Annotated in this window: 26 protein-coding genes; 7 read left to right on the top strand and 19 right to left on the bottom strand. The window is 39.4% G+C overall.

What is annotated here, in order from left to right; genetic code table 11:
• Positions 1-103 precede the first annotated feature (103 nt).
• The 3 genes from BMZ55_RS06375 to BMZ55_RS06365 form a co-directional block, all read right to left on the bottom strand.
• Positions 104-298, bottom strand: a complete 195-nt coding sequence (locus BMZ55_RS06375; RefSeq protein WP_177179788.1) for a hypothetical protein — start codon at positions 296-298, stop codon at positions 104-106.
• A 142-nt stretch (positions 299-440) separates the two neighbouring features.
• Complete coding sequence (gene prfA, locus BMZ55_RS06370) at positions 441-1,529, bottom strand: peptide chain release factor 1 (protein WP_089819612.1); 1,089 nt, start codon at positions 1,527-1,529, stop codon at positions 441-443.
• A 309-nt stretch (positions 1,530-1,838) separates the two neighbouring features.
• Complete coding sequence (locus BMZ55_RS06365) at positions 1,839-2,120, bottom strand: hypothetical protein (protein ID WP_177179797.1); 282 nt, start codon at positions 2,118-2,120, stop codon at positions 1,839-1,841.
• Positions 2,121-2,359: 239 nt separating this feature from the next.
• Between BMZ55_RS06365 and fumC the strand changes: the two genes are divergently transcribed.
• Positions 2,360-3,742 carry a class II fumarate hydratase gene (gene fumC, locus BMZ55_RS06360; RefSeq protein WP_089819610.1) on the top strand — a complete coding sequence of 461 codons (1,383 nt, stop codon included), beginning with the start codon at positions 2,360-2,362 and terminating at the stop codon, positions 3,740-3,742.
• Between the two features lie 67 nt (positions 3,743-3,809).
• Here fumC and BMZ55_RS06355 read toward each other — a convergent pair whose 3' ends face one another.
• The 8 genes from BMZ55_RS06355 to BMZ55_RS06320 form a co-directional block, all read right to left on the bottom strand.
• Positions 3,810-4,529 carry an ABC transporter ATP-binding protein gene (locus BMZ55_RS06355; protein ID WP_089819609.1) on the bottom strand — a complete coding sequence of 240 codons (720 nt, stop codon included), beginning with the start codon at positions 4,527-4,529 and terminating at the stop codon, positions 3,810-3,812.
• A 2-nt stretch (positions 4,530-4,531) separates the two neighbouring features.
• A complete protein-coding gene (locus BMZ55_RS06350; RefSeq protein ID WP_089819608.1) occupies positions 4,532-6,001 on the bottom strand; it encodes a DUF5687 family protein in 1,470 nt (489 codons plus the stop codon).
• 48 nt (positions 6,002-6,049) lie between these two features.
• Positions 6,050-7,699 carry a DNA repair protein RecN gene (locus BMZ55_RS06345; protein WP_089819607.1) on the bottom strand — a complete coding sequence of 550 codons (1,650 nt, stop codon included), beginning with the start codon at positions 7,697-7,699 and terminating at the stop codon, positions 6,050-6,052.
• Positions 7,700-7,857: 158 nt separating this feature from the next.
• Positions 7,858-8,763 carry a type IX secretion system protein PorD gene (porD, locus tag BMZ55_RS06340; RefSeq protein ID WP_089819606.1) on the bottom strand — a complete coding sequence of 302 codons (906 nt, stop codon included), beginning with the start codon at positions 8,761-8,763 and terminating at the stop codon, positions 7,858-7,860.
• A 32-nt stretch (positions 8,764-8,795) separates the two neighbouring features.
• Positions 8,796-9,992, bottom strand: a complete 1,197-nt coding sequence (gene coaBC, locus BMZ55_RS06335) for a bifunctional phosphopantothenoylcysteine decarboxylase/phosphopantothenate--cysteine ligase CoaBC (protein ID WP_089819605.1) — start codon at positions 9,990-9,992, stop codon at positions 8,796-8,798.
• Positions 9,993-10,120: 128 nt separating this feature from the next.
• Complete coding sequence (locus BMZ55_RS06330) at positions 10,121-10,444, bottom strand: DNA-directed RNA polymerase subunit omega (protein WP_039342126.1); 324 nt, start codon at positions 10,442-10,444, stop codon at positions 10,121-10,123.
• Between the two features lie 53 nt (positions 10,445-10,497).
• Positions 10,498-11,460 carry an outer membrane protein assembly factor BamD gene (gene bamD, locus BMZ55_RS06325; RefSeq protein WP_089819604.1) on the bottom strand — a complete coding sequence of 321 codons (963 nt, stop codon included), beginning with the start codon at positions 11,458-11,460 and terminating at the stop codon, positions 10,498-10,500.
• A 102-nt stretch (positions 11,461-11,562) separates the two neighbouring features.
• Complete coding sequence (locus BMZ55_RS06320; RefSeq protein ID WP_089819603.1) at positions 11,563-12,192, bottom strand: TetR/AcrR family transcriptional regulator; 630 nt, start codon at positions 12,190-12,192, stop codon at positions 11,563-11,565.
• A 78-nt stretch (positions 12,193-12,270) separates the two neighbouring features.
• Between BMZ55_RS06320 and BMZ55_RS06315 the strand changes: the two genes are divergently transcribed.
• The 4 genes from BMZ55_RS06315 (at position 12,271) to BMZ55_RS06300 (ending at position 14,714) form a co-directional block, all read left to right on the top strand.
• Complete coding sequence (locus tag BMZ55_RS06315) at positions 12,271-12,906, top strand: TatD family hydrolase (RefSeq protein ID WP_089819602.1); 636 nt, start codon at positions 12,271-12,273, stop codon at positions 12,904-12,906.
• Positions 12,903-13,631: a tRNA threonylcarbamoyladenosine dehydratase gene (locus tag BMZ55_RS06310; RefSeq protein WP_089819601.1), complete on the top strand. Its 729-nt coding sequence runs from the start codon at positions 12,903-12,905 to the stop codon at positions 13,629-13,631. The genes BMZ55_RS06315 and BMZ55_RS06310 overlap by 4 nt, the downstream gene beginning before the upstream one ends.
• Positions 13,624-14,004 (top strand): ribonuclease P protein component, encoded by a 381-nt coding sequence (gene rnpA / locus BMZ55_RS06305; protein ID WP_089819600.1) that lies wholly within the window; start codon positions 13,624-13,626, stop codon positions 14,002-14,004. The genes BMZ55_RS06310 and rnpA overlap by 8 nt, the downstream gene beginning before the upstream one ends.
• A gap of 62 nt (positions 14,005-14,066) precedes the next feature.
• Positions 14,067-14,714, top strand: coding sequence for a DUF4126 domain-containing protein (locus BMZ55_RS06300; protein ID WP_089819599.1), 648 nt, complete (start codon positions 14,067-14,069; stop codon positions 14,712-14,714).
• A 33-nt stretch (positions 14,715-14,747) separates the two neighbouring features.
• Here BMZ55_RS06300 and BMZ55_RS06295 read toward each other — a convergent pair whose 3' ends face one another.
• The 8 genes from BMZ55_RS06295 to BMZ55_RS06260 form a co-directional block, all read right to left on the bottom strand.
• A complete protein-coding gene (locus tag BMZ55_RS06295; RefSeq protein ID WP_089819598.1) occupies positions 14,748-16,592 on the bottom strand; it encodes a hypothetical protein in 1,845 nt (614 codons plus the stop codon).
• A gap of 1 nt (position 16,593) precedes the next feature.
• Positions 16,594-17,142, bottom strand: a complete 549-nt coding sequence (locus BMZ55_RS06290) for an LptE family protein (RefSeq protein ID WP_089819597.1) — start codon at positions 17,140-17,142, stop codon at positions 16,594-16,596.
• Positions 17,142-18,422, bottom strand: coding sequence for a sigma-54 interaction domain-containing protein (locus BMZ55_RS06285; protein ID WP_089819917.1), 1,281 nt, complete (start codon positions 18,420-18,422; stop codon positions 17,142-17,144). The genes BMZ55_RS06290 and BMZ55_RS06285 overlap by 1 nt, the downstream gene beginning before the upstream one ends.
• A gap of 214 nt (positions 18,423-18,636) precedes the next feature.
• Positions 18,637-20,076 carry a tRNA (N6-isopentenyl adenosine(37)-C2)-methylthiotransferase MiaB gene (miaB, locus tag BMZ55_RS06280; RefSeq protein WP_089819596.1) on the bottom strand — a complete coding sequence of 480 codons (1,440 nt, stop codon included), beginning with the start codon at positions 20,074-20,076 and terminating at the stop codon, positions 18,637-18,639.
• 91 nt (positions 20,077-20,167) lie between these two features.
• Entirely contained in the window at positions 20,168-20,890 is a 723-nt protein-coding gene (locus tag BMZ55_RS06275) for an energy transducer TonB (protein ID WP_089819595.1), read from the bottom strand.
• Positions 20,891-21,095: 205 nt separating this feature from the next.
• On the bottom strand, positions 21,096-22,295 hold the full coding sequence (lysA, locus tag BMZ55_RS06270) for a diaminopimelate decarboxylase (protein ID WP_089819594.1): 1,200 nt from the start codon (positions 22,293-22,295) through the stop codon (positions 21,096-21,098).
• A gap of 209 nt (positions 22,296-22,504) precedes the next feature.
• On the bottom strand, positions 22,505-23,731 hold the full coding sequence (locus tag BMZ55_RS06265; protein ID WP_089819593.1) for a 3'-5' exonuclease: 1,227 nt from the start codon (positions 23,729-23,731) through the stop codon (positions 22,505-22,507).
• A gap of 18 nt (positions 23,732-23,749) precedes the next feature.
• Positions 23,750-25,276, bottom strand: coding sequence for a helicase HerA-like domain-containing protein (locus tag BMZ55_RS06260; RefSeq protein ID WP_089819592.1), 1,527 nt, complete (start codon positions 25,274-25,276; stop codon positions 23,750-23,752).
• Positions 25,277-25,409: 133 nt separating this feature from the next.
• On the opposite strand from BMZ55_RS06260, the gene BMZ55_RS06255 reads away from it, so the two are divergent.
• Together BMZ55_RS06255 and BMZ55_RS06250 are read left to right on the top strand one after the other, a co-directional pair.
• Positions 25,410-25,772 carry a hypothetical protein gene (locus BMZ55_RS06255; RefSeq protein ID WP_089819591.1) on the top strand — a complete coding sequence of 121 codons (363 nt, stop codon included), beginning with the start codon at positions 25,410-25,412 and terminating at the stop codon, positions 25,770-25,772.
• Positions 25,773-25,870: 98 nt separating this feature from the next.
• Positions 25,871-26,731 (top strand): FixH family protein, encoded by an 861-nt coding sequence (locus tag BMZ55_RS06250; protein ID WP_089819590.1) that lies wholly within the window; start codon positions 25,871-25,873, stop codon positions 26,729-26,731.
• Positions 26,732-26,827: the final 96 nt, after the last annotated feature.

The raw sequence follows: 26,827 nt of genomic DNA, 5'->3' as shown, positions 1-26,827 counted from the left end.
ATTTCAATTTTTTTTTGTGTTTCAAATATAAAAATTTGCAAGGTGTAAAAGCAGAAACCCTGCAATTTTCGTGCAGGGTTTCCGATATAAAAAGTAAATTTAATTAGTTGGTGATGTCGCCATCTCCGTCTGTAGCGTCTTTAGAAGCATCTTTTACAGCGTTTGCACCGTCATTGATGGCGTCACCTGTAGCATCAACAGCGTTTTCTGCTGCGTTGTCTACTTCATTTACAGTAGAATCATTGGTGATTGGCATGGAATCGTTATCTACAACAACAACTGATGCAGTAGTGTCCATATCAGAATCAGTAGCTACAGTTTCTGTTTTTTTACAAGATGTCAAAGCAAGAAATCCAACTGCTCCTAGAATAAAAATTGATTTTTTCATAATACGTTTGTTTTAAATATTTCCGCTAATATATTAAATTATTATTATACTCCTAATAATTTTCTTCTTCACCTTTCATTTTTTCCGCATTTTCTGCCATAATTACAGCATCGATCATTTCCTGTAAATCCCCGTTCATGTAGGCATCAAGATTATACATGGACTTGTTAATACGGTGATCCGTAACTCTTCCCTGAGAATAATTGTAGGTTTTAATCTTCGCGGAACGGTCGCCGGTAGAAACCATAGATTTTCTTTGTGCCGCAATATCGCCAACTGCTTTTTGAAGTTCGATGTCGTATAGTTTGGTTCTGAGCATTTCCATCGCGAGTTCGCGGTTAGCCAACTGAGAACGTGCCTGCTGACAGACAACTACCATTCCGGATGGTTTGTGCGTAAGCTGAACCTTGGTTTCAACCTTGTTCACGTTCTGCCCACCAGCACCGCCGGATCTTGAAGTCTGCATTTCGATATCTGCCGGATTTAGTTCAAAATCAACTTCTTCAGCTTCGGGTAAAACCGCGACGGTAATTGCTGAAGTGTGAACGCGTCCTTGAGATTCAGTTTCCGGAACACGCTGAACGCGGTGCACACCGGATTCGAACTTCATAATTCCGTAAACGCCGTCGTTACCTTCAACCTTCAAAATAAGCTCTTTGTAACCTTTTGCAGCTTCGCTGGCATCGGTAATCTCGTGTTTCCAACCTTTTGATTTGAAATACATGGCGTACGCACGGTAAACATCTTCCACGAAAATTGCAGCTTCGTCGCCGCCGGTTCCTGCACGGAGTTCCACGATGACGTTTTTGTCATCGGTAGGATCTTTTGGGATAAGCAAAATTTTCAGTTCTTCTTCCAGTGCCGGAATTTTATCCAGCATTTCATATTTTTCAAGTTTTGCCATCTCCACGAATTCCTTGTCGGAACCGTCTGCAATGATCTCGTCGGATTCTTCAATGGTGTTTAAAGCTTGCTGATATTTGTCGAAAACGGTCACGATTTTACCTAAATCGCTGTATTCTTTATTTAAAGCAGAGTATTTTTTCTGGTCAGAAATAATGTCAGGCTGAATAATTAAGTCAGCAACTTCGTTGTAACGTTGCTTTATGGCTTGTAGTTTTGGTATAAGAGACTTAGACATTTTCTGGATTTTTGTGTCTGCAAAGATAGCGAAAATGAGGCAAAAGAACGGCAAGAATTCTCCCGTCAGAAGATGCTGAAAAGGAATTCTAGCCCCGATCGCAGTGGAAATCCCGCAAGCGCGGCTGCAAAGCCGCACTGAGGAATTGTAACGCAGAGCGGGTTGTAGCCGTGTACGAAAAAAATGCCCTTCAAGCTCCTAATTTTTGCAAAAAAAAATCAGCTTCTAAAAAATAGAAACTGATGGTATATATGGTTTTGCTTTGTGATTGCTTTTCCCGGAATTAATGTGGGAAAGCAATGACATCAACTAGTGATGACCGTGACTGTCGCCGGTGTGGAGAAATGGACCACGACCTTTTGGATTGCTGAAAATAATTTCTGCGCCTTGTTCGGGCAAAGTTTTTCTGCGAACTTCTTCCGGATCAAAAGCTTTTGTTTTACCGAAGTATTCTGCTAAACCGGCTGTTAACCAGATTGGAATTACATACCCGAAAAACATAAAAATACACCAGAACCCAACCAGGAACATGATTACAAAATACACGGTCCAAAGGAACTGATAGAAAGGCCAAAACGCTGATAATAACATCATCTCGTAGATTTTAGGCAAAAATAGGATAAATTTTGATTGGTACAAAGATTTTGCGCCGATTTTTCTTATTTAAACTGATTTTAAATTCGCTAAGGACGTTTTGCAATTTTTTGCCAATATAAGGCGGAATTTTTTTGAGGTTAAATTAAGATGCGCGGCAATGTGAGATATTTATCATTCAAAAAACTTTGCCCGACATTTTTAAAATTCTTAATTTTAGGCATAAAATAAAAGGAATGAATTACAGAACAGAAAAAGATACGATGGGCGATGTTCAGGTGCCTGCAGATAAATTTTGGGGCGCACAAACCGAACGGTCCCGCAACAATTTTAAAATTGGTCCCGAGGCTTCTATGCCGCACGAAATCATCGAAGCTTTTGCTTATCTGAAAAAGGCTGCAGCTTATACCAATGCAGAATTAGGTGTTTTGGCCACCGAAAAAAGAGATATGATCGCAAAAGTTTGCGATGAGATTTTGGAAGGCAAACTGAACGATCAGTTTCCGCTCGTTATCTGGCAAACCGGTTCCGGGACGCAATCAAACATGAATGTGAATGAAGTGGTTTCGAACAGGGCTCATGTAAATAATGGCGGTGTTTTGGGCGATAAATCCGAAATTCACCCGAATGACGATGTCAACAAATCTCAAAGTTCAAACGACACTTATCCAACCGCAATGCACATTGCAGCTTATAAAAAAGTGGTAGAGCACACTTTACCGGCGGTAGAAAAATTAAGAAATACTTTGCACGAAAAGGCCGAAAAGTTTCAGTCTGTCGTGAAAATCGGACGTACGCATTTAATGGATGCTACACCATTAACTTTAGGTCAGGAATTTTCAGGCTACGTGGCGCAGCTTGATTACGCCATGAAAGCTATTACCAATACTTTGGACCATTTGCAGGAAATCGCTTTGGGCGGAACGGCAGTGGGAACCGGATTAAATACACCAAAAGGTTACGACGTTTTGGTAGCGAAATATATTTCTGAATTTACAGGTCTTCCGTTCGAAACGGCACCAAATAAATTTGAAGCACTAGCCGCACACGATGCTATTGTAGAAACGCACGGCGCTTTAAAACAGCTCGCAGTTTCGCTTTATAAAATTGCACAAGACATTCGCTTTTTAGCTTCCGGCCCGCGAAGTGGAATTGGTGAAATTTATATTCCGGAAAACGAACCGGGATCTTCAATCATGCCGGGAAAAGTAAATCCGACACAAAACGAAGCAATGACCATGGTTTGCGCGCAGGTTTTAGGAAATGATACCACGATTTCTTTTGCCGGAACACAGGGAAATTTTGAACTGAATGTTTACAAGCCAGTGATGGCGTACAACTTTTTACAGTCTGCGCAGCTTTTGGGCGATGCGTGTATTTCATTTAATGACCATTGCGCGGTAGGAATTGAGCCAAATAATGAAAGAATTACCGAACTTGTGGATAAATCATTGATGTTGGTAACTGCGCTGAACACGCATATCGGTTATGAAAATGCCGCAAAAATTGCCAAAACAGCTCATAAAAACGGAACAACGTTGAAAGAAGAAGCCGTGAACCTTGGTCTATTAACCGCAGACCAATTTGATGAATGGGTGAAACCCGGCGATATGGTTTAAGTAATAGAAATGATTATTAATTAATTGAAAAATTCCGGGTGTTTTGCCCGGAATTTTTGTTTTTAAATTAAGCTAAAACTTCACTTTCAACCGACGTAGCAAAGAATTCTTCAAGCTCTTCCAAAGTTTCCGGTGTCGTGATGATGTCTTTCGCGACTTCGCCTTTGTTAAGCAGCACAATTCTGTCGCTGACTTCGGTGGTGTGCGCCAGATCGTGACTGGAAATCAGAAAAGTTACTTTTTCATTTTCTGACCAGTTTTTGATGAGTTTTTTTAGTTTTATCTGTGTAGACGGATCAAGATTTGCGAAAGGTTCATCTAAAACAATAATTTCAGGTTTGCCGATTAAAGCGCCCACAATTCCCACTTTTTTCTGGTTACCTTTTGAGAGATCACGGATGTATTTTCCGGCATTTAAAATTTCACCATTAAAAAAGTCCGCAAATTGCTGCAAAAATTCCGCAACGTCCGCTTTATTTTGTTCGCGCAGTTCACCTAAAAAATTAAAATATTCTTCAGGCGTTAAATAACCGATTAAAAAAGATTCGTCAATGAAAGCTGAAACCTGCTTTTTCCAGAGTTCATTTTCGTTTACTTTATTTCCTTCAATTTCAATATAGCCGCTTGAAGGCTCAATTAAATCCAGAAGAAGGCTGAAAAGCGTGGTTTTCCCGGCGCCATTATTTCCAACCAAACCAAAACTCTGACCTTTCGGGATTTCCAGAAGATCGATTTGAAGCACTTTTTTGTTGCCGTAAACTTTAGAAATATTGTTAATTGTAATCATAATTATATTTTTTTAAAGGCGCTAATGGTTGAATATTTTTGGCTTTTGTAGGTTTTAACGATCAGGTCAAAGATTTTGTCACGTAATAAAAAACCGGTTAAGCCCAAAACTGCTAAACTCGCGACTGCCATTTCCAACCCGAAAAAGTATTTCACAGCTGCAAAAACTGCCATCGGAAGTACCATTTGCGGAACCATGATCAGCACAACTTTCATATTCATATTATTGGCCCCGCCACCGAAAGATTTTGCCCGGGAATTCAGGTCAATCGGTTTTTTGTTATACGCGCCCGCCAGCAGCGTGAGGTAAGAATTTACACCCAAATTATAAAGCCCTGCCGCGAAAATAGTGAGGTAAAATTCCCAGCTGATAAACACATAAAAAACGGCCAAAACCATCGAAATAATTGTCGCTAAAACAACCACGCTCCATTTTGCTTTCAGGTAATCTTTGTAGGGAACGTTTTGCGTCATCATCAGCTGGTAATAAGAACTGTCCCAGGCCGGAACCCGCTGACCAAACATAAAAAGAAAGCCGCCGGTAACAAATATTCCGAGAAAAATGCGCATAAAATCTGTGCTGTAGGCTTTTCCGCTAAAATAAAGCAAACCGTAAAACAGAAACATAATGCCGGCAAAAAGCGCGGATTTTGCGGCTTTGCTTCTTTTTAAAAGGCGAATATCATTATTAATGAAAGTTCCGGTGGTGCCGAAACGGTTCAGAAATTCAATATTTTCTGTTTTACCGACTTCTTTTTCCATTTCAAGACCGCGGTCCAGGTAGAAATTAGCTAAAATATTTCGGTACGCTAAATAAGCTGTTAACCCAGTAAGCAAAACCGGAATTAAAAACATTCCCGGAATTTGGTAAAATGAGTAAAAAATCTGCTCAGAATATTCGGACAGTTTTATATAACCATAATATTCAGCAACACCAATTGCAGCGACAATAGCTCCCACAGCATATAAAACCGCGTTTTTCTTGTTCAGCAAAATATTCAGGAAATTGTTGAAGTAGAAAACGAACATAATACCGGTTAAAAACATCAGAACTTTCACCACCGAAAATCCGCCATGAAAAATGAGCAACCCGCAAAATGGTAACATAAACAGCAGATAACCCCAATTGAAAAAATTGAAAAATATTTTTAAAATCGTGTAGTTCACCAGGGTTTTTTTAGAAATATTCTGGCTGAGAAAAGGTTTAATATTCTGCGTTGGCATTTGCTGCATGAAATACCGGATCACCAAATCTGCCACGGCGTAATAAAGGAAATATTTGCTGAAAATGCGCACTGGGTCTATATTGAGTTCTTCGCGGCTGTAGAAATAAAGTCCAAACGCCATTGCAACCAGCGAAATACCGAGCCACATGTAGGTAAAACCCATCAGGATTTTCATGGCGAGATTCGCGCCGAATTGTGGATTTCTAAAAAAACTTTGGAGTTCTAATTTTAAAAGTTTACCATACATGGCGATTGTTTGCTAATAAGTGCGCAAAAACCGCGTTTTGTTACAGTTTTACTTCATTAATTCGCGCGCCTGCGCAACGGCAGCTTCGGTAATTTGCGCGCCGGAAAGAAGTTGCGCAATTTCCTGAAGTTTTTCCTCGTCGTTGAGGCGAATTATTGTCGATTGGGTTTTCCCGGAAATTTCCCGCTTGATCACCTTATAATTGCTGTTTCCTTTTGCAGCGACTTGCGCCAGGTGGCTGATGATGATGAGCTGCATATTTTCCGACATTTCTTTCATTACATTGCCGATTTCTTCAGCAACTTTTCCCGAAACTCCAGTATCTATTTCATCTAAAATCAATGTTGGCAATTCTGTGTTTTCAGCCATTAATTTTTTAATGGAAAGCATAACGCGTGATCTTTCACCACCGGAAATTGCGGTTTGAATCGGTTTTAAAGGAAAACCCGAATTTGCCTGGAATAAAAGCTGAATACTTTCTTTTCCGCGCGGTGTAAAGTTTTCTAAACCAGTTAAATGTACTTCGATTTTGGATTTTTCTAAACCTAATTGATGCAACAGTTTTTCTATTTTATTAATGAAATCCGGAATTGCTTTTTTACGATTTTTAGACAATTCAGCAGCTAATTTTTCTAACTGAATTTTCTTCTTTGAAATTTCGGTTTCAAGTGTAGAAATTGTCACTTCCAAATCCGCGAAACCGGTTTGTTCCGCGAAAAGCTGGTCACGAATTGCCTGTAATTCTTCTACAGAATTTACTTTGTGTTTCAGGAACAGCGAATTTATTTTGTTCAGTTGATTTCCCAGTTCAAAAATAACTTCAGGATCGGTTTCCATCTGTTCCGACTGATTTTGCAAATCGAAAACAACATCTTTTAATTCAACAAAATTTTCCGCAAAACGCTGGCTTATTTTCGAAAACTCGTGTGATAAGGAAGCCACTTTTGCAAGCTTGTTTTTCACATCCAACAAAGAATCCAGAACACCAATTTCTTCCTGATCCATTTTATTGAAGATCAAAGACAGATTTTCCACAATTGCTTCAGCGTTTTCCTGTTTTGAAAGTTGGTTTTGAACTTCCTCCAAATCAAATTCATCCAGATTTACCTCATTTAACTCGGTGAGTAAAAATGCTTTGTAATCGTTTTCTTTATTGCCTTCCGCGAGTTGGCTTTTAAAAATATCGAGCTCTTTTGCCCATTTTTTATAAATTTCAAATTCCTTTTGGTACTCGAAAATCAGCACTTTATTTTTCGAAAGTCCGTCAATCATCTGGAACTGATATTCCTGGTCGAAGAGATTTGAAGTTTCGAACTGCGAATGAATATCGATGAGCTTTTCGGAAAGTTTTTTCAGCGTTTCCAAAGTCACCGGAACATCGTTTACAAAAGCGCGCGATTTCCCGGTTGGTAAAATTTCCCGTCGGATGACCGTATTTTTTTCAAAATCCAGGTCGTTTTCCTCGAAAAAATTCCGAAAATTTTCAGTCACTACAAATTCTGCTTCTGCAATACTTTTGCTTTCGGAATTCTGCAGGACTTTTACGTCGGTTCTTTCGCCTAAAATCAAGCGTAAAGCACCCAGAATAATGGATTTCCCCGCACCGGTTTCGCCCGTAATTACCTGTAAACCCTGGTCTAAAGTAATTTCAAGGGAATCGATAAGCGCAAAGTTTTTAATGAAAATCCGTGATAGCATAGTTTAAAAGCAATATTTGAAATCTGAAGTTCAGAACGCGAATTTACGATATTAAAAAACACCATCAAACCGCAAAAAATACCGAAACAGCTACAATAATGCCAATTCCGAAAAATGGGTAAAACGGAAAAAAAATGCCAAATAAGCGGTAATTTTTGCTATTTCCACTTGCTCCATTTAGTGTCGATATCTTTTGGAGACAGGGTGGTGAAAAGTGCTTTCAGCTCCGCCATATTAATTCCGGCGTTTGTGCCAGTGTTGAAAATATTGAAAATTTCCTGGGTTTTAGTGTCGATAAAAATGCTCACGGGATAGTTCATCTGAAAATTATCTTCGTACACTTTCAGCTGTAGCAAAGCGTCGGCAATAATTTTTTTCGCCGGTGTTTGGTCTTGTTTTCCCAAATTATCCAGACCCGCGCGGTGATAGGTGTAATACACATTTCGAAGTGTATTTTGCTCAGGCTTTAAAATATTGTCAATTAAAGTTGCGCGTGTCCTCGGACCTTCAAGCAGCGACCAGCCGGCAAAGTTTTGGTTCTGAGAATTGTTGGAGATTTTCAGCGCTTTTTCAAACCATTCCTGGCCGCCGCGTGCACGAAAACTGTCGCCGTCGTAACCCAAAATCGTGTAAACATAAAAGCTCACCACATCGATGAGGTTTTTGCCGGAAAACTGTCGTTCGTTGAAAACCAGGTTTTCATTTTCGGTATAATCGAATGTGAAATTGGTGTCGTTTAGGTTTAAAAGCGGCGTTTCGTAAGTTGTGTTAAAAACCGGGCGAACGGCCTGTACCACGATGCTTCCTTTAAAATTACTGTTTCCGGGTCTTTCCGTAATCACGATTGAAAAATTACATTTAATCTTTTCGAAATTCTGTAATTTTTTGCCGGTCCAGCTGGTATTGTTGATGAAGTCGCGCAGACTTTTTTCTAAAGTTTGAAAAACCTGCGTGTTACTGCCGGCAATTTGCTGGGAATTCACCTGAACGTTCGCTAGAATTTCCTGCGAAAAGCTGAGGTGAAAGGCAAAAAAAAGACTTAAAAATGTAAAAAATTTCTTCATTTGTAAAATTTGAAAACGGAAATTCCGGTGTATTATTTCACCATTTTTTCTTCCACGAAATTCAGGAGATCTTTAGCGACTTCTTTTTTTGATTTTAATGGAAATTCCAAAAGCGAATCGCTGGTTAAAATTTTAATTTTATTGGTGCTTCCCTGAAAACCTGCACCTTCATCGCGCAGCGAGTTTAAAACAATCATATTCAGGTTTTTTTTCAGCAGTTTTCCTTTGGCATTTTCTTCTTCATTTTCGGTTTCCAAAGCAAAGCCGACCAAAAACTGATGCTTTTTTTGTTCGCCCATCGTTTTCAGAATATCCGAATTTTTCACCAGGTCAAGCGTTAAAAAATCTTCTTTCTTTTTTATTTTTTCGGAAGCGATGTCTTTTGGCGCGTAATCTGCCACGGCTGCGCTTGCAATTGCAATGTCCACATTTTCGTAAAACTCAAAAACTTTCGAAAACATTTCTTTTGCGGATTTTACCCGGTAAACGGCTATATTTTCGTGATTTATATTTTCAGCGCTCGGTCCGGAAATCAAAATGACTTTTGCGCCACGCTTCGCTGCTTCTTCGGCAATTGCAAAACCCATTTTTCCCGACGAATGATTGCCGATAAACCTTACGGGATCGATCTGTTCATGCGTCGGTCCGGCCGTAATCAGCACAGTTTTTCCGGCTAAAGTTTTTTTAGCATTAAAGAATTCTTCAATAATTTGTGAAATGGTTTCCGGTTCCGCCATTCTACCCTGACCGGAAAGTCCGCTCGCCAATTCGCCAAATTCCGCAGGAATAACGTGATGCCCGAAATCTTCCGCCAATTCCAAATTCTGCTTTGTTGATGGATGCTGATACATATCCAAATCCATTGCAGGCGCGATGAAAACAGGACATTTTGCAGACATATACGTTGCTAAAACCAGGTTGTCGCACATGCCGTGCACCATTTTAGCCAAAGTGTTCGCGGTGCATGGTGCCATTAAAATAACATCCGCCCACAGCGCCAGTTCCACATGATTGTTCCAGGTGCCGTTTTCACAATAAAAATCGCTGAAAACCGGCTTTTTTGATAGTGTGGAAAGTGTAAGTTTAGAAACGAAATTTTCCGCCGACGGCGTCATCACAACCTGAACTTCAGCGCCTTTTTTTATAAAATCCCGAACGAGATACGTGATTTTATAGGCAGCAATCCCGCCGGAAACGCAAATGAGAATATTTTTGCCCTGAAGTGTCATTAAAAATTTTTAGGTGGAACGAATTTACTTAAATTTTGCCAAACAAACCGCGGCAGCCCGAAGTGCCGTAAAGAAAAAGCCACAAACCGAAGCGGCTTGTGACTTTATAATAATTAAGAAATAAATAATTAGTTTCTGTCTTCTGTTTTTCTGTAGTAAATCTCGTCATCTAACCATTCTCTGATGGCAATTGACGTTGGTTTTGGAAGCTTTTCATAATGTTTGGAGATTTCAATCTGTTCTTTATTTTCGAAAACTTCTTCCAAAGTAGAATTGTGCACTGCAAATTCATCCAGTTTATTGTGAAGTTCAGAGCGGATTTCAGCGTTGATTTGTTCTGCTCTTTTGCCCATCACCACAATTGCTTCATAGATAGAACCCACATTTTGTTCAATTTTATCCCGGTCGTAAGTAATTGTACTTAGTTCGGCTTTAGAATCTTTTACGCTCATTTTCAGTTGGTTGTTATATTTAGAGTTTGCAAATATACGTATTATCTTTGAATTTAAAAAGATGGCGCGGCCACGGGATTAGCGGCAGTTGCGCTGTCTTTTTTCATTTCACGCGCTTTTTTTTCGGCGTCGCGGCGGTCTTTTTCTGCGTTTTGCTGTGCTTCGGCTTCTTTTTGTTTCTCAGCGAGTTCTATTTTTCTGGCTTCTACTTTTTTCTCTACTTCAGCAAAATTTTCTTTTTCTTTCTGAAGTTTAGCGCGAAGGTCAGCTGCTGTTTTAGAAAGTTCGCTGTCCGGCATTTCGCGTTCTACCTGTTTTGCAAAAGTGCTGGCCTCTTCCAGACGGTCTTTTTTCAAGTCGTAGATAGAATTTACAGCCAGTTCATATTTCGATTTCAATATGTAATCGTAGATTTTTGTGCGAAGCTTCGTACTTGGAAAATCATTTAAAACATTTTCAAAAGCTGTGCTAGATGCTTTATAATCCGCCATTTTAAAATATTGTCTGGCGTTTTCGTAAGCTTTAAATTCTAGTTTATACGTTAGCTCATCAATAAGTTCGTTGATGTTTTTGGATTTTTCAGAATTTGGGTAATTGTTCAGGAAATTTTGCATTTCATTAATCGCGAGTTCAGTGTTGCTTTGATCCAGATTATAATCCAGACTTCCTTCATAATAGCAAAGCGCAGACATATATGCAGCGTCTTCTACTCGTGGATCCTGCGGGAAAGTAACAGCAAAATTCTTGAACTGGTGACCAGCTAATTTGTAATTTTTATCGTAATAATTGGCGTAAGCAGAATTATAAACCACATTCGGCGCGTCGTCTGTACCCGCAACCAGATTCGAAAGTCTTTCGTATAAAACCAGCGCGTCTGCCCACTTTTTGTTGGCAAAGTTTTCGTTCGCTACTTTTAGAATATAATCTTTATCTGCACTTTTCAGCGCCAGTTCCTGCTGTTTATTACAGGCAGATAAGGCGATAAAGGCAAAAAACAGGATCAGGTATTTTTTCATAAATAAAATATGGCAGAAATTATAAGTTCTAATTTCCACGGTTCAGTGTGCAAAAATATAACTTTTTTGTCAATAGATTTTTTTTTATGATAATTTAACTAATTAATTGGTTGTTTGATAGCCCAAAAGCGAAAACACCGTTACCAGCAAGTTTGCCAGCACTTTTTTTTCGGCATCTTCCAGGTAATTTTCTTCGTCGCCGGTAACATACATTTCGTAGAAATTTTTATTGCGGATGACGAACAGCGATGAACCGACAATTAATGTTAAAATATCTTCCGGTTTTGGTGCATTGTGAAATACGCCGCTTGCAACACCTTTTTTTATGACACCATCAATTTTTGCCGTAAAAGTGTTGTAAAATTCCAATAAATCATCTTTCAAATGCTCGGTATGACGCAGTTCCTGAGTGACGAAACCATGAAAATAATTAAATTTAAATAGCTGATTTACCACATATTTTATAAGCTCTTTCATCTGCATTTCCGGTTTTCCGTCACGGATGATTTCTGCAAATTCGGCAAAACTTTCCCGGGTTTTCTGAACGCGGTAGCGATACAGATAAGACATCATCTTTTCCTTCGAACCAAAATAATACGAAATCATCGCGACATTAATGTTCGCGCTCGTGGAAATATCCCGAACAGAGGTTCCTTCAAATCCTTTTTTTGCGATGAGTTTTTCCGCAACGTTCAGAATATGAATCTGTTTATCAGTAAATTTCTTTTTCATCAGATGTAGTTTTGAGTAAAGTTAGGAAATTTTAAAACAAACGTTTAATACAATTAAGCTAAATTTATACTTTTAAACATGGAATTTTTTGATTTTCACCACCATCAGCCGAAGAAAAAAAACGGCATTTATAACCTGAATTTTCTCGAAACTACCACTGAAAATTATTTTTCGGCCGGAATTCATCCAAACCGAAGCGAAAATGTTTCGGAGGAAGATATTCTTTGGTTAGAAGAAATAGCGCAACACCAGAACTGCATAGCAATTGGCGAATGTGGTTTAGACGGTTTGATAAATATTCCGCGTGAAAACCAGGAAAAAATATTTAAATTTCAGATTCAGCTCGCTAATAAAATCCGCAAACCATTAATTATACATTGTGTCCGTAGATATTCTCAAGTGGTTTCGCTGCTGAAAAATGCTGAAGTTCCCGTAATTTTTCACGGATTTAACCGGAAAAAAAGCATTGGCGAAGAGCTGTTGAAACACGAATTTTATTTAAGTTTTGGTAAATCGGTTTTGCATGATGTAAATTTGCAGCAGTTTGTAGAAGATTTTCCGATCGAAAAAACTTTTCTTGAAACAGATTCAGCCGATTTTGACCTCGAAATGCTTTACAAAAAAGTCGCTGAACTGAAAAATTTGCCCTTAAAAGACCTAAAAAATCAGATTTACCAAAATCTAAAAATTTTTAATATTCCTGAGATTTTATGAAAAAAGACTGGCTGGAGCGCACCGAGCTCCTGATTACCGAAGACGGCATAACAAAGCTGAAAAATGCCAATTGTTTGGTCGTTGGTTTGGGAGGTGTCGGTTCCTTTGCGGCGGAATTTTTAGCGCGCGCCGGTGTCGGAAAAATGACGATTGTTGACGGCGATGTGGTGGATCTTACCAATATCAACCGCCAACTTCCTGCTTTACAGTCAACGATTGGAAAATCTAAGGTCGAATTGGTCGGCGACCGGCTTTTGGACATCAATCCCGAACTTAAACTCACCAGAAAAAACCAGTTTTTGAATCCGGGAGACATGGAAAATATTTTCAATGATCAGGATTTCGATTATGTTCTGGATTGCATCGACAGTGTTTCACCGAAAATCAATTTAATTAAAAGCGCGCGGCGAAAAAAAGTGAAAATTGTAAGCTGTATGGGCGCCGGCGGAAAATTAGACCCGTCGAAAGTTTTGGTGCGCGACATTCACAAAACGCAAAGTTGCTTTTTGGCAAAACAAGTTCGCAAACGCCTGAAAAAAGAAAATATCGACAAAGGCGTTCGATGCGTTTTCTCAACCGAAATTCAGGATGAAAACAGCTTGAAATTAACTGACGGTACCAATTACAAACGTTCATTTTATGGTACAATCTCTTATATTCCAGCACTTTTCGGGCTTTACGCCGCAGCTGAAGTCATTAAATATCTGATTAAAAAAGATGAGTGAATTTAGCTATCCGAGAGCCGAAAAATTAAAACAGAAAAAAGAAATTGATCTTCTTTTTCAGAAAGGGAAGTGGACAACTTCAGAAAATTTACGTATTATAACCCTGAATTTTGACCAAAGACCACAAGAAGGTTTTGCTTATACCACGCAGAAAGTCGGTGTTTCAGTTTCTAAAAGATATTTCAAAAAAGCCGTGGACCGCAATCGTGTAAAAAGATTGTTGCGCGAAGCCTACCGCTTAAACAAGGAAGAATTTGTAGCGAAATTTGGCAAAAATTCCATCTCCATGATTTTCTGGATTTCCCCAAAAAAACCTGAAAATTTCAAAACGCTCGAAAACAATTTTTTAAAGTTGTGCAGCAGCGCAAAATAATCAGCGTTTTCACCACCCGATTTTTGTAAATTTGAGTTTCACTAAATTCAAAAATCACCCAAATGTTAGACAATATTCCGTATTTACCGTATGTTCTCAGCGCTTTTATGGGAATTGGCTTAGCGGCTGCAACAGGTTTTCGCGTCTTTTTACCGATGTTCGCCGTAAGTTTAGCTTCCTTTATGGGTTGGATTCCGGTTAACGAAAATTTTGCGTGGCTCGGCGGTCTGCCGGTTTTAATTACCACCGCAATTGCCACTGTCGTAGAAATTTTAGCATATTACATACCGTTTGTGGACCACATTTTAGATACGATGTCGGTGCCGATGGCCACCATCGCGGGTTCCATTATGTTTGCAAGTCAGTTTGCTGATGTCGGCACGTTTCCGCAATGGGCTCTGGCGCTCATCGCGGGTGGCGGAACGGCGGCCGCGATAAGTTCAGGTTTTGCCGGAACGCGCGCGGCATCAACAGCAACGACGGGCGGCTTTGGAAATTCTGTCGTTGCAACTACGGAAACCGCAGGCGCCGGTGTCATGTCTTTTCTTGCAATGGCAGCACCCATTATCGCCTTTATCATCACCATTTTGCTGATTATTACAGTGATTATTTTAGGAAGAAAACTTTGGCGAAAACTTCAGGGTTTCAAGCGGAAACAGCCTGCCACAACCATTGATGTCGAAGCGATTGACCGAAAGCATCTGGAATAAAAAAAACCTGCTATTTGCAGGTTTTTTTTGTTTTTACTTTTGTCTCAAAGTTTTAATCTCGTTAATTTTTTCCTCAAAATAGGCCGTTTTATCCGGATGTTTTTCGGTGAGAACAAAATAAGCTTTAATGGCTTTCGCGTACAGTTTCTGTTCTACATAAAGGTTTGCCAGTGTTTCGGTCATCAGATGCGAAATGTCATCCGTGCGTTCTTTGATGACAAAATCCGATTCTTCTTTAAGCTTCGAAATTTTCGGCTCTTTTTCGATGAAATTTTCAATAACCTTGTTTTTGATTTCGGTAATTGAAATGTCGTTTTTTTCCGGTTTTAAATCGCTGCGCTCAATTTTCAGCCAGCTTTGCCAGGTGTTAATAAAACTTGGAACGTTACTTTCTACCAGCTTTTCGCCTGTATTTTCTTCGCTTTCTATTTCAGCTTTGGTTTCCTCAATTTTAATTTCAACCTCTGGTTTTTCATCTGAAACTTTAATAATTTCCTCCGTTTCCTGCTGAGCACTTTCAGCTTTAACTTCAACTTTTTCTTCAGCAACAGGAATATTCTGCGCAAATCTTTTTTTAATTAAAGCATCCGGCGTGTTGTTTGAAAACGACATTGGTTTCCAATCTAAAGGAGTTTCCGGCGCTTTCTCTAACGTTTCTGTTATAGAATTTTTCGGTGCTAAATCGGTGTTTTTTTCCGAATTCCTGAATTCATCTTCAGAAGTTTTTTCCGCTGAAACTTCGAAGGACTGTGTTTCCGAAAAGTTTACCTCAGCAATCTGCTTTTCGTCTTCCGCTGTGGAATTTTTCGGTGTTAAATCCGTATTTTTTTCGGAATTTTCATTTTCTTCATCAGAAATTTTTTCCGCTGAAACTTCAAACGATTGTGTTTCCGAATAATTTAAATCTGTGTTCTGAGAAACTTCTTCCGCTTCTTCCGTTTTGCGTCTTTTCGAAGCTTTCATTTTGGCCTCAACTTCCGCAATCAGTTTTTGCATTTCTTCCTCATGCTTATTCCGCGCAGGTTTCGGAGCTTCAGTTATCAAAGTTTTTGGTTGGGACGCTTCAATTTTTACGTCCGGTAAAAATTCATCTAAACCATGATAACTGAGTTTTTCGGCATCTTTAATCTCTTCTTTCTGCTGGGAAATATCTTCTTCGTGGATAATTTTTTCTTTGGTAAAATTTTCAGCGTCCAGACTTTTAAATTCGGGTTCTTGTTCAGTTTCAAAAATATCCGGCTTTTCAGCTGTTTTTTCCGTTATTTCTGAAATGGTTTTTGTTTCTGAATTTGAAGCTAAATCCAAAGATTCAAAATTTTCGGCCTTTAAATCGGGTATTTTTTCGGTTTCAATTTCTTCAACCGGAACTTCATTCTCTAAATTTGAAACCGGCTCAGAAGTTTCTTCCTCTTCAAACATTACAACTTTTCCCGCTTCCAAGGTTGCTTCCAAATCAATGTGCGGATTTTCACGCGTCAGGAAATCTTCTTCACCAGGAAATAAAATGCGGTTCAGTTCACCGTTCACATAAACTTTCGCCAGCGGTTCTACTTCTTTCGAAGCAACTGCAGTATATTTTTCGTGTGGATTTTCTACTGAAATTTCGTTTTCTTCAACTGAATGTAATTCCGAATCTAAACTTTCTTCTTTTTTTGAATTAATAAGCTGGTACAGAATTTTTTTATCGGTGGTGTAAGCGGCGGTTATTGAAAGTTCGTTCGAGTAATTTTCCGGATTTAATCGGTGCGTGCCGAGCAAATGTAAAGCGCGCAAACTCTGCAAATATGGATGCGTTGAAATTTCTTTTTTCAGCAAATCCAGGTCGGTAAGCTGTATTAATTCTGGGTTTCTTGCTATTTCTAATATTCGTCCGTTCATTTTACCAGTTCGCTACAATGTCATTAAAAATTTTATTGATGATTCTTTCATTCACCAATTTTACCTGCGATGCTTCGATTGCGTTGATGTCCAGATCGCTGCTGAAAACCGCTTCGTCGGAATAAGTTCTGTCAAAACTTTTTTCAGGCTCGATTTTGTTTTCATAATGCACTTTTACCACGATTGTCAGCTTGTTTTGCGCCGCCTGAATGTTTCCGCCCGGTGCATTTACGGAGCTTGAAATGGTGGTTGGAGTGATGGAGTAATCTGTTATTTCTCCTTCAATTAAGATGTCAGGTTTGTCGGTAGTTCCTTTTAAAGTGGTGCGCTGCAGAAAACGGTTTTGTATCGCGGTGGAAAATTCCTGCGATAGGGAGGCGTTCATCAGCGGCGCATTATTTGGAAAATTACGGATTTCGATGGTTTTCGTGTCTGCGCTTAAAGACGAACCAGTGAAACTGTAACAGCTCGCCAATAAAAAAAGTGGCAGAAAACAGAACAATTTTAGGCCGCTGTTTGAAGTAATTTTTTCGATTTGAAAGTTATGCATCAGTCTTCTAAATTGTATTGTTTAATTTTCCGGTAAAGCGTACGCTGCGAAATCCCCAATTCATCTGCGGCTTTATTTCTTCTGCCTTTATGTTTTTCCAAAGCTTTTACAATCAGCTCTCTTTCGTTGTTTTGAAGAGAAAGTGAAGCTGCTTTTGTTTCCTCAATTTCAATGTCTTCCACATCATCATAATTTTCGTCGGAATCTGAAATCATCGACGAATTTTGGTAAGAATTCGCATTTTTGTTTTCAAAATAAAGCAGCGAATTCGGGTTTTGCGATGAATTATCCGGCGTAAAAACACGATTAATTAAGTTTTTTTCCTGATGACTTAAATCGCCGTTTCCGCGGTTTTTGATGAGTTCTGAAGTTAATGATTTTAAATCATTAAGGTCATTTCGCATGTCGAAAAGGATTTTGTACATAATTTCACGCTCCGAATGAAATTCGTTTGGTGAAACGCCGCCACCTTTTTGAATCACCGCCGGCAGCTGCGACTGAAACGGAATATATTCCTCCAGTTTTTTAGCATCAACCGTACGTTCTTTTTCTACCACGGTCATTTGTTCCACCAAATTCCGCAGCTGACGCACATTTCCCGGAAAAGCGTAATTTTCTAAATAATTTACGGCGCTGTCGGTAAGCACCAGTTCGGGCATGCGGTATTTTTCCGCAAAATCAATGGCAAATTTTCGGAAAAGCAGGTGAATGTCACCTTTTCTCTCGCGCAAAGCCGGCATATCAATTTGAACCGTGTTGAGACGGTAATATAAATCTTCGCGAAATCTTCCGTCTTGAATGGCTTTCAGCATATTTACATTGGTTGCCGCAACAATTCTTACGTTGGTTTTCTGAATTTGCGAAGAACCGACTTTCATAAATTCGCCGCTCTCCAAAACACGAAGCAAACGAACCTGCGTCTGTACCGGCAATTCACCGACTTCATCCAGGAAAATAGTTCCGCCGTCGGCGACTTCGAAATAACCTTTCCGCGTGGAAGTTGCACCTGTAAAAGCGCCTTTTTCGTGCCCGAAAAGTTCAGAATCAATGGTGCCTTCCGGAATTGCACCACAGTTTACCACAATGTATGGCTGATGTTTTCTGCGCGATTCACCGTGAATGATTTTAGGGATAAATTCTTTCCCGACACCACTTTCACCCATCACCAAAACAGAAATATCGGTTGGCGCAACCTGAATGGCTTTTTGCAGCGCACGGTTTAAAACAGGATAGTTCCCGATAATGCCGAAACGCGTTTTTATAGATTGTAATTCTGTCATTTTTTTTCTTGTGTTCAGTTTTAAGAAAATTTGGCTCAATAGCGGCTAAAAATTAAAAATTTGCTGCTTTATAGGCAAAATTTTTATTTCTAAAATTTAATCCGCAGCCTGCTTGAATGAATCCCGACTTAAAAATTGGGAGAGAGTGAAGGCGGAAACGCTTTCTAAAAAAAATTAAAATTTAGCGTTCGACGAAGTCAAAAAGCTGCCCAAATTATTCCACAACCGTTGTCCCCAAAAGTGTTCCCTGCGTATTGCCGTGAACAAAAACGGTCACAAAGTCTCCTAATTTCTGACCTACCAGTTTGTCAAATACGCAAACAGCGTTTTGCGAATTACGGCCTTTCCACTGGTTTTCATTTTTTCGGGACGTTCCTTCAATCAAAACTTCGTGGGTTTTTCCCACATATCCCTGCATTCTTTTTCGGGAAAGTTCGCCCTGCAAGGCAATAACTTCCGCGAGTCTTCTTTGCTTAACATCGGCGGCAACATCATCTTCCATTTTCTTTTCCGCCGGCGTTCCCGGTCTTTCAGAATAAGCGAACATATATCCGTAATCGTACTCCACTTCACGCATCAAGCTTAAAGTGAGCTGGTGGTCTTCTTCAGTTTCGCCACAGAATCCGATGATCATATCCTGAGAAAACGCAACTTCCGGAATGAGCTCTTTAGCGGTATTAATCAATGACAGATATTCCGCGCGCGTATGCTGACGGTTCATTTTTTCGAGCATCCTGTCGCTGCCGCTTTGAACCGGAAGATGAACATATTTGCAGATATTGTCGTATTTCGCCATAACCTGGAAAACATCGGTGCTCATATCATGCGGATTGGAAGTTGAAAAACGGATTCGCATTTTTGGAACTGCCAGGGCAACCATTTCCATGAGCTGTGCAAAATTTATGGCGGTTAACTGCTGAATTTCGCTGGCTTTTTTAAAGTCTTTTTTCGCGCCGCCACCAAACCAAAGATAAGAATCTACGTTTTGACCCAGCAGCGTAACTTCTTTGTAACCACTGTTCCAAAGTTCTTTACATTCTTCGATAATCGAGTGCGGATCGCGGCTGCGCTCACGGCCACGCGTAAATGGAACTACGCAGAACGTACACATATTGTCGCAACCCCGCGTAATGGTAACAAAAGCCGTAACGCCATTCCCGCCCAAACGCACCGGACTGATGTCGGCATACGTTTCTTCTTTGGACAAAATCACGTTGATGGCATCGCGGCCGCCTTCGGTTTCTTTCAACAAATTTGGAAGATCTCTGTACGCATCGGGACCGACCACCAAATCAACAAGATGTTCTTCTTCCAGAAACTTGGTTTTTAAACGTTCTGCCATGCAGCCTAAAACTCCGACAGTTAAATTCGGTTTTTCTTTTTTCAGGTTTTTAAACTGGGAAAGGCGCATGCGCACGGTTTGTTCCGCTTTTTCGCGGATGGAACAGGTATTTAATAAAATTAAATCGGCTTCTTCCACCTGTAAAGTGGTGTTATAACCTTGCTCGTTCAGAATGGAAGCAACAATTTCTGAATCAGAGAAATTCATCTGACAGCCGTAACTTTCCAGAAATAATTTCTTGGTGTTTTGCGGTTTTTCCGCAATTGCGAAAGCTTCGCCCTGCTTGGTTTCGTCTATATATTTTTCCTGCACTTTTGTATAAATTTTTGGTTTTGAATTTTGGATTTAAAATTCAAAATGTAAGTGCAAAGATAAGAATTTCTATGACAGAATGGCAGCGAATTTATTGTATTGCGAAGGCTAAAGGCAATTTGAATTTCGATCTGATGGGAACACCGTTGATATTTGCAGGTGTCCATTTGCTTCTGATGGTTGAAATGCTTTTAATTACCATATCATCAAAAGTTTTCAGACCAGACGATTCAGCCAATTCCACATTGCTCATTTTTCCATCGCTTTCTATGTTGAAAGTCACCACGAGTCTGAACGTTCTCTCAACATTAAAACCATTTAAATTAATACTTTGGAAAACTTTCTTTCTGAAATTATTGATACCGCCTTGGTAGCTTGCGTCTTGCATATCAAAAAACGGATCGTAGCCGGGTCGTAAATTTTGAAAAAGCTGAGACGGCACAATCCAAAAACCATATATTGCGCCCACTTTTTTTCCGTCAACCACAGGCGGATTCCAGCCAGTCAGGTGTTTTGCCACCGTTTTTGTTAATTCAAAAGTACATTTGTTTTTCTCCTGCATGTCCACATCATCGGTTTTTAAATATTTCACCGTGCTGTCCGGATAAACTACGAAGCGAAAGAAAAATGCTTCATCTTTATTTGCGCAAGGCTCCAGTTTTTTATCAACCAAAACCTGGTGGAAGTCTTTATAAAACTGCACATCGCCCCCGATGTAGCTTTTCTGACCTTCCGGATAACTTTCGTAAATGTCCTGCGAATAAGCATTTGAAAAAATGAAAAGCGAAAAAAGAAGTAGAAATTTTATTTTCATTGACGATATATTTAAGTGAACAGGAAAAATGTATTTGCTGTTAAATTTAAAATTAAAAAATTGCGCCTTTTAACGGCAAATTTTTATGAATTAGCTTTGGGTTTAAATATAAAAAAACTTTGCAGCAGTGCAAAGTTTTAATTTTCAATTACGGCGCGTCACTTTAATAAAATTAAAAAAAAGCATGTTTTTGCCCCGAATTTTTTTAAATAACTTCAATCTGGTTTTTCAGCAAATCATCGAATTCTTCACGTTTTCTAATAAGGTGTGCTTTTCCGTCCAGATACATTACTTCCGCAGGTTTTAGGCGTGAATTGAAGTTTGAGCTCATTTCAAAACCATACGCGCCCGCGTTGCGAAACACCAAAATATCGCCTTCGCGAACTTCATGCAATTTTCTGTCCCACGCGAAAGTATCGGTTTCACAGATATTTCCCACAACGGTGTAAATTCGTTCCGCGCCTTTCGGGTTTGAAAGATTTTCGATGATGTGGTAAGAATCGTAAAACATCGGACGGATCAAATGGTTAAAACCGGAATTAATTCCCACAAAAACGGTGGCTGTAGTTTGTTTAATCACGTTTGATTTCACCACGAAATGCCCGCTGGTGCTCACCAAATATTTTCCCGGTTCAAACCAAAGCTGAAATTTTCGGCCGGTTTCTTTGTGATAATCTGTCAAAGCTTTTTCAACTTTTCGGCCCAAAGCTTTCACATCGGTTTCCAGGTCGCCGTCCTGATACGGAACTTTGAAACCGCTTCCCATGTCGACGTATTTCAAATCCGGAAAATGTTCCGCCAGTTCAAACATAATTTCGAGGCCTTGTAAGAAAACATCCGCATCTTTTATTTCGCTTCCAGTATGCATGTGAAGTCCTTCTACCAAAAGGTTAGTGGATTTCATTACGCGTTCGATGTGACGCAATTGGTGAATGGAAATTCCGAATTTTGAGTCGATATGGCCGGTAGAAATTTTGTGATTGCCGCCCGCGTAAATATGCGGATTGATGCGGACAAAAATCGGATAAGAATTGCCAAACTTGTTTCCAAACTGTTCCAGAATCGAAATATTATCGATGTTGATGTGAACTTTCAGCGCCATGGCTTCTTCAATTTCCTTCAAATCAACACAGTTCGGCGTGAAGAGGATTTTGTCGCTGGAAAAACCGGCCTTTAATCCTAATTTTACCTCGTTAATGGAAACACAGTCTAAATTTGCGCCGAGGTTTTTAATATATTTTAAAATATTAATGTTTGTAAGCGCTTTCGCCGCATAAAAAAATCGCGTGCTTTTATGAAAAGACGAGGTGAGCTTTTCGTATTGCATTTTAATGCTTTCCGCATCGTAAACATAAACCGGCGTGCCGAATTCTTCCGCAATTTTCAGTAAGATTTTATCAGTCATAAATTAATTTTTGAATTAAAAAAGCAGACCCCGAAAAGAGTCTGCTTTACAATATTGTTAAAAAACATGAGCTCTTAATCCACCAAAATTTGCTTAGAGAAAAACTTCTTTCCCTTTGCGCTAACCTGTTTGGAAGATTTAAGAATCAACATTTTTATTTTTGCTAAATTTTTGACAAAAATATATTTTTTAATTTAATTCTGAACGATTTATTTTTCCGGAAGCGGAATTATTTCAAAATCTCCCCTTAAAAGGCCCAATTTTAAATCATTTTCCAAATCTTCCACCTTGAAATCGATAGCAATTTTGTTGCTTGAAAGTTTTGCTAAAGAATCGATTTGGGTGAAAAGTTCGAAGAAACCATACGCTGCCAGTTTTCCTTCTTCAAAAATCAAAAATGATTTTTCACCCAAAACGCGGCCCGCAGAAATCCAAAGTGGATTTTTTCGCCCTATTTCAAGCAAATTTTTCAATTCTTCAGGATTTGAAAATTCTGCTTTTGTTTTGATGAAACTTACGGCTTTGCTTCCTTGCGTGAAAGATTTAAGTTGTAAAAATGGTTCAACATTCGGTTGGTTGGTGATTTTATCGGTGAAATATAGGCCGTTTTTATGATAAAGTCCGAACGGCAGCGCCTCGGTTTTTTTTAAACCTTTCGTGCGCATCATGAGTTTCGCCAGAATATCGCTTCCGGTAAATTCATAATGAACCTGCACGGTCTTTTCCTGTATAGGACGCCATTTTTTTGAAGTTGCATTAAAAATTATTTTCGCAGATTTATTCAGATCATCTACAAAATCGCTGAAAATAATTTTTCCTTTTTCATCCTGAAAATAAAGGATTCCTTTTTCGCCGGGCAAATCCTGCGTTAAATCGCGGATTTTATTCGGATAAGTTTTCGCGTTCAGCTCGTCGTGATGCTGCTGAATGATTTCCGAATCTTTATCTTTAATCATCAAAAGCTTGAAAAGTTCCAAAGTTGCGCGCGCGTCGCCCGAAGCGCGGTGCTGGTCAACGAGCGGAATTCCGAGCGATTTTACAAGTTTTCCGAGCGAATAACTTTCCGCGGTTGGAATCAGTTTTTTAGCGAGCGGAATGGTGTCTAGAGTATTGATTTTGAATTCGTAACCTAATCTGCGAAATTCCTGTCTGAGCATTCGGTAATCAAATTCAATATTATGACCGACCAACGTGGTGTTCTGCGTAATTTCTACCACGCGCTTCGCAATTTCATGAAATTTCGGCGCTGTAAGCACCATTTTTGGCGAAATTTTGGTGAGTTTCTGCACGAAAGGTGTAATCGGACCATCGGGATTTACCAAAGAAATAAACTGATCAACTATTTGATGACCATCGTATTTGTAAACTGCAATTTCAATAATGCTTTCCTGCCTGAAACCTGCGCCGTTACTTTCTATATCGATTACTGAATACAATTTTTTTTCTGTCTTAAATTATCTTTTTCTTCCGCCTAAACCGAACATTCCTAAAACAAATTTTGCGCCTTCACGAGCCAGCGTGGTGGTAAAAGTACGTCCCGCACGCGATTTCATCACACTTTCAAAAACTCCCGGTTCTTCTTTCACGGGCTTTGTTTTTACCGTAGCCGGTGCTTCTTTAACTGCCTGTTCCATTCTGCTGGACAGCATTTCATAGGCAGAATCTTTGTTCAGATCGTTTTCGTATTTCGCCACCAAAGCCGAACGACTCGTAAGATCCGCGATTTCAGCAGCATTTAAAATATCCATTCTTGATTCCGGCGAAATCAAAAAAGTATGAACCAAAGGCGTCGGAATACCTTTTTCGTCTAGAGCGGTGATAAACGCTTCTCCAATTCCGAGATTTTGAATGAGTTCTTTTGATTCGTAAAATTCCGTAATCGGATAGTTTTCTACCGCTTTTGAAATTTCCTTTCTGTCTTTTGCCGTAAAACCGCGCAGTGCGTGCTGAATTTTTAAACCCAATTGCGAAAGTACGTTTTCCGGAACGTCGCCCGGAATTTGGGTGATGAAATAAATTCCGACTCCTTTGGAACGGATTAATTTCACCATCGTTTCAATTTGGCTTAAAAGCGTTTTCGAAGCTTCTTTAAAAATGAGATGCGCTTCATCGATGAATAAAACCAGTTTTGGTTTTCCAGAATCGCCTTCTTCCGGTAAAGTCATATAAATTTCCGCAAAAAGCGAAAGCATGAAAGTTGAAAATAACTGCGGTTTACTCTGGATATTATCAACCCTCAAAATATTCACGACTCCTTTGCCATTTTTTTGCTGAATTAAATCGTGGATGTCAAAACTCGGTTCACCGAAAAAAGTTGTGGCTCCCTGCTGTTCCATCGCTACGATAGAACGCAAAATTGCACCCAAAGAGGCGGGAGAAATTGAACCGTAATTATTAGTTAAATCCGCTTTTCCCTGCGGATTATCGGTCACATATTGCAGTACTTTTTTCAGGTCATCCAAATCAACGAGGGGCAAGCCTTTGTCATCACAATATTTAAAAACGATGGAAATGATGCTTTGTTGCGTATCATTCAATTCTAAAATTTTCGAAAGCAAAATCGGCCCAAATTCTGTGACGGTTGCCCGCAGTTTTACGCCCGGCGCTCCCGAAATAGTCATTAATTCCACCGGAAAAGCTTGTGGCTCATACGGTAATTGTGTTTTTGCGTAACGCTCTTTGATAATGTCATTTTGGTTTCCGGGAACCGCAATTCCGGAAAAATCACCTTTAATGTCCAAAACCAAAGAAGGAATTCCGGCGTGTGAAAGTTGTTCCGCGAAAACCTGTACAGTTTTGGTTTTTCCCGTTCCGGTGGCGCCCGCGATGAGACCGTGGCGGTTTATGGTTTTCAGCGGCAGAGTAACGTTAACCTCCGGAACCACTTCGCCGCCCAGCATTCCTTTGCCTAAGGTGATAAACTCGCCTTTGGGCGCGTAGCGCGCGGAAAGATCTTCTATAAATTTCGCTTTATCTGCCATTTTTTTTATTTTTCAATTGTTAAAGATAAAAAATATTACAGAGTTAATTCGGTCAGTTACCAAAACTAGGAGTAAGAGTGCTGATGAAAGTCATTTTTTAATTCAGAGCATTTAGTCTTAAATTTGCTCTATCATGAAACCGGCAATAAGCTTACTTCTTTCAATCATTATTTTCGGCGCAAGTTTCGGCGATGGTTTGTTTATGCTGGACTATAAAATCAACCGGGATTTTTATGAAATTTATTGCGTCAATAAAACCAAGCCGGAAATGGATTGTCACGGAAAATGTCAAATGAAAAAAAATGGCGAAAAAACGGCTAATTTTTTCAGTTTGGTGAAATACTCTTTTGAGTTCAATATTTTACCGGCTAAAGTGGCAAATTTTTCAATAATTAAAGAGGCGCGCTTCGATGCTGAAATTTCCACATTTTCGTATCAAGACCAGTTTTTAGCGGAATACATTCCAGGAATTCTGCCGCATCCGCCGCAAATATAACATCAACATCCGTTTTTTCAATGCTTATTAAATAAGCAGCTATTTTCTTTTTATCAAAAAGAAACGGCTTACCTCATGTTATATTTAAAACTATCAAAATGAAATTTTCCCTTAAAAATATTTTTGCCTTTCTGGCATTGGCTTTCCTTGTTATCTCGTGTCGGACTTCAGATTCCGATGAAATAATTCCAACCACAAACACCGAGCTCAACGGCTTTCTTAAAATCAAAGAAATCACCAACGAAACACATATTATAGAACTCTATTCCAAAACCGGAACCACGCAATTGGGCTATAATGATTTGAAACTTCGCTTTAAAAACAAAGCAACTAATCAGTACGAAACACCGGCGAATGTAAAATGGACACCGCTGATGAACATGATGAATATGACACATTCTTGTCCGAAATCTGAATTGCAGAATACATTGAAAGACGCGACAATTTATGGCGGTTATATGGTTTTTCAAATGCCGGAAAATAATATGGAATTCTGGAATTTAAAAATCGACTATTCGATTGGAACTGCAGATTTTTCTGCAACTGGAAATTTGTCTGTTCCAGCTTCAATCAAAAAAACAGTGAATGTAATTGTTGGAAGTGATAATGTGAAATATATCGTGGCTTACGTTGAGCCAATTTCACCAAAAGTGGCGACAAATGACGTAACAATCGGTGTCTGGAAAATGCAGGACATGATGAGTTATCCTGTGGCAGAAGGTCTCAGCGTGAAACTCGATCCGCGCATGCCGGGAATGGGAAATCACAGTTCACCGAACAATGTCGCAGCAACGCAATCAGCCGCCGGCGGACTTTACAAAGGAAAAATGTCCTTAACAATGACCGGTTACTGGAAAATTAATTTACAGTTGCTGAATCAACGTGGAGTAGTGCTAAAAGGTGAAGATGTGACAGACGCTAATCCTGCGAGCTCTCTATTTTTTGAACTTGATTTCTAAAATTTAGCACACACTTTTTCAAAACTAATCTTTTCGTTGAATTAAATCGCGGGAATTTATACCCTGCTTTAGAAGCATTTTTTTCAAAAATTACAG

The sequence above is a fragment of the Kaistella treverensis genome (assembly GCF_900114045.1).
GTDB lineage: Bacteria > Bacteroidota > Bacteroidia > Flavobacteriales > Weeksellaceae > Kaistella > Kaistella treverensis.
Note: the sequence above shows the minus strand (reverse complement) of the source record. Positions and strands in the feature narration are given on the sequence as shown.

What these genes read in the sequence shown, in the direction of transcription:
- rnpA (WP_089819600.1), top strand. Translation starts at nt 13,624, where the DNA reads ATGAGTGAATTTAGCTATCCGAGAGCCGAAAAATTAAAACAGAAAAAA.
- BMZ55_RS06250 (WP_089819590.1), top strand. Translation starts at nt 25,871, where the DNA reads ATGAAATTTTCCCTTAAAAATATTTTTGCCTTTCTGGCATTGGCTTTC.
- BMZ55_RS06350 (WP_089819608.1), bottom strand. Translation starts at nt 6,001, where the DNA reads ATGTATGGTAAACTTTTAAAATTAGAACTCCAAAGTTTTTTTAGAAAT.
- BMZ55_RS06290 (WP_089819597.1), bottom strand. Translation starts at nt 17,142, where the DNA reads ATGCATAACTTTCAAATCGAAAAAATTACTTCAAACAGCGGCCTAAAA.
- BMZ55_RS06320 (WP_089819603.1), bottom strand. Translation starts at nt 12,192, where the DNA reads ATGAAAAAGAAATTTACTGATAAACAGATTCATATTCTGAACGTTGCG.
- BMZ55_RS06355 (WP_089819609.1), bottom strand. Translation starts at nt 4,529, where the DNA reads ATGATTACAATTAACAATATTTCTAAAGTTTACGGCAACAAAAAAGTG.
- BMZ55_RS06330 (WP_039342126.1), bottom strand. Translation starts at nt 10,444, where the DNA reads ATGAGCGTAAAAGATTCTAAAGCCGAACTAAGTACAATTACTTACGAC.
- BMZ55_RS06345 (WP_089819607.1), bottom strand. Translation starts at nt 7,699, where the DNA reads ATGCTATCACGGATTTTCATTAAAAACTTTGCGCTTATCGATTCCCTT.
- fumC (WP_089819610.1), top strand. Translation starts at nt 2,360, where the DNA reads ATGAATTACAGAACAGAAAAAGATACGATGGGCGATGTTCAGGTGCCT.
- bamD (WP_089819604.1), bottom strand. Translation starts at nt 11,460, where the DNA reads ATGAAAAAATACCTGATCCTGTTTTTTGCCTTTATCGCCTTATCTGCC.
- BMZ55_RS06260 (WP_089819592.1), bottom strand. Translation starts at nt 25,276, where the DNA reads ATGGCAGATAAAGCGAAATTTATAGAAGATCTTTCCGCGCGCTACGCG.
- BMZ55_RS06255 (WP_089819591.1), top strand. Translation starts at nt 25,410, where the DNA reads ATGAAACCGGCAATAAGCTTACTTCTTTCAATCATTATTTTCGGCGCA.
- BMZ55_RS06365 (WP_177179797.1), bottom strand. Translation starts at nt 2,120, where the DNA reads ATGTTATTATCAGCGTTTTGGCCTTTCTATCAGTTCCTTTGGACCGTG.
- BMZ55_RS06375 (WP_177179788.1), bottom strand. Translation starts at nt 298, where the DNA reads ATGGACACTACTGCATCAGTTGTTGTTGTAGATAACGATTCCATGCCA.
- BMZ55_RS06315 (WP_089819602.1), top strand. Translation starts at nt 12,271, where the DNA reads ATGGAATTTTTTGATTTTCACCACCATCAGCCGAAGAAAAAAAACGGC.
- BMZ55_RS06285 (WP_089819917.1), bottom strand. Translation starts at nt 18,422, where the DNA reads ATGACAGAATTACAATCTATAAAAACGCGTTTCGGCATTATCGGGAAC.
- coaBC (WP_089819605.1), bottom strand. Translation starts at nt 9,992, where the DNA reads ATGACACTTCAGGGCAAAAATATTCTCATTTGCGTTTCCGGCGGGATT.
- porD (WP_089819606.1), bottom strand. Translation starts at nt 8,763, where the DNA reads ATGAAGAAATTTTTTACATTTTTAAGTCTTTTTTTTGCCTTTCACCTC.
- BMZ55_RS06295 (WP_089819598.1), bottom strand. Translation starts at nt 16,592, where the DNA reads ATGAACGGACGAATATTAGAAATAGCAAGAAACCCAGAATTAATACAG.
- BMZ55_RS06310 (WP_089819601.1), top strand. Translation starts at nt 12,903, where the DNA reads ATGAAAAAAGACTGGCTGGAGCGCACCGAGCTCCTGATTACCGAAGAC.
- prfA (WP_089819612.1), bottom strand. Translation starts at nt 1,529, where the DNA reads ATGTCTAAGTCTCTTATACCAAAACTACAAGCCATAAAGCAACGTTAC.
- lysA (WP_089819594.1), bottom strand. Translation starts at nt 22,295, where the DNA reads ATGACTGATAAAATCTTACTGAAAATTGCGGAAGAATTCGGCACGCCG.
- BMZ55_RS06300 (WP_089819599.1), top strand. Translation starts at nt 14,067, where the DNA reads ATGTTAGACAATATTCCGTATTTACCGTATGTTCTCAGCGCTTTTATG.
- BMZ55_RS06275 (WP_089819595.1), bottom strand. Translation starts at nt 20,890, where the DNA reads ATGAAAATAAAATTTCTACTTCTTTTTTCGCTTTTCATTTTTTCAAAT.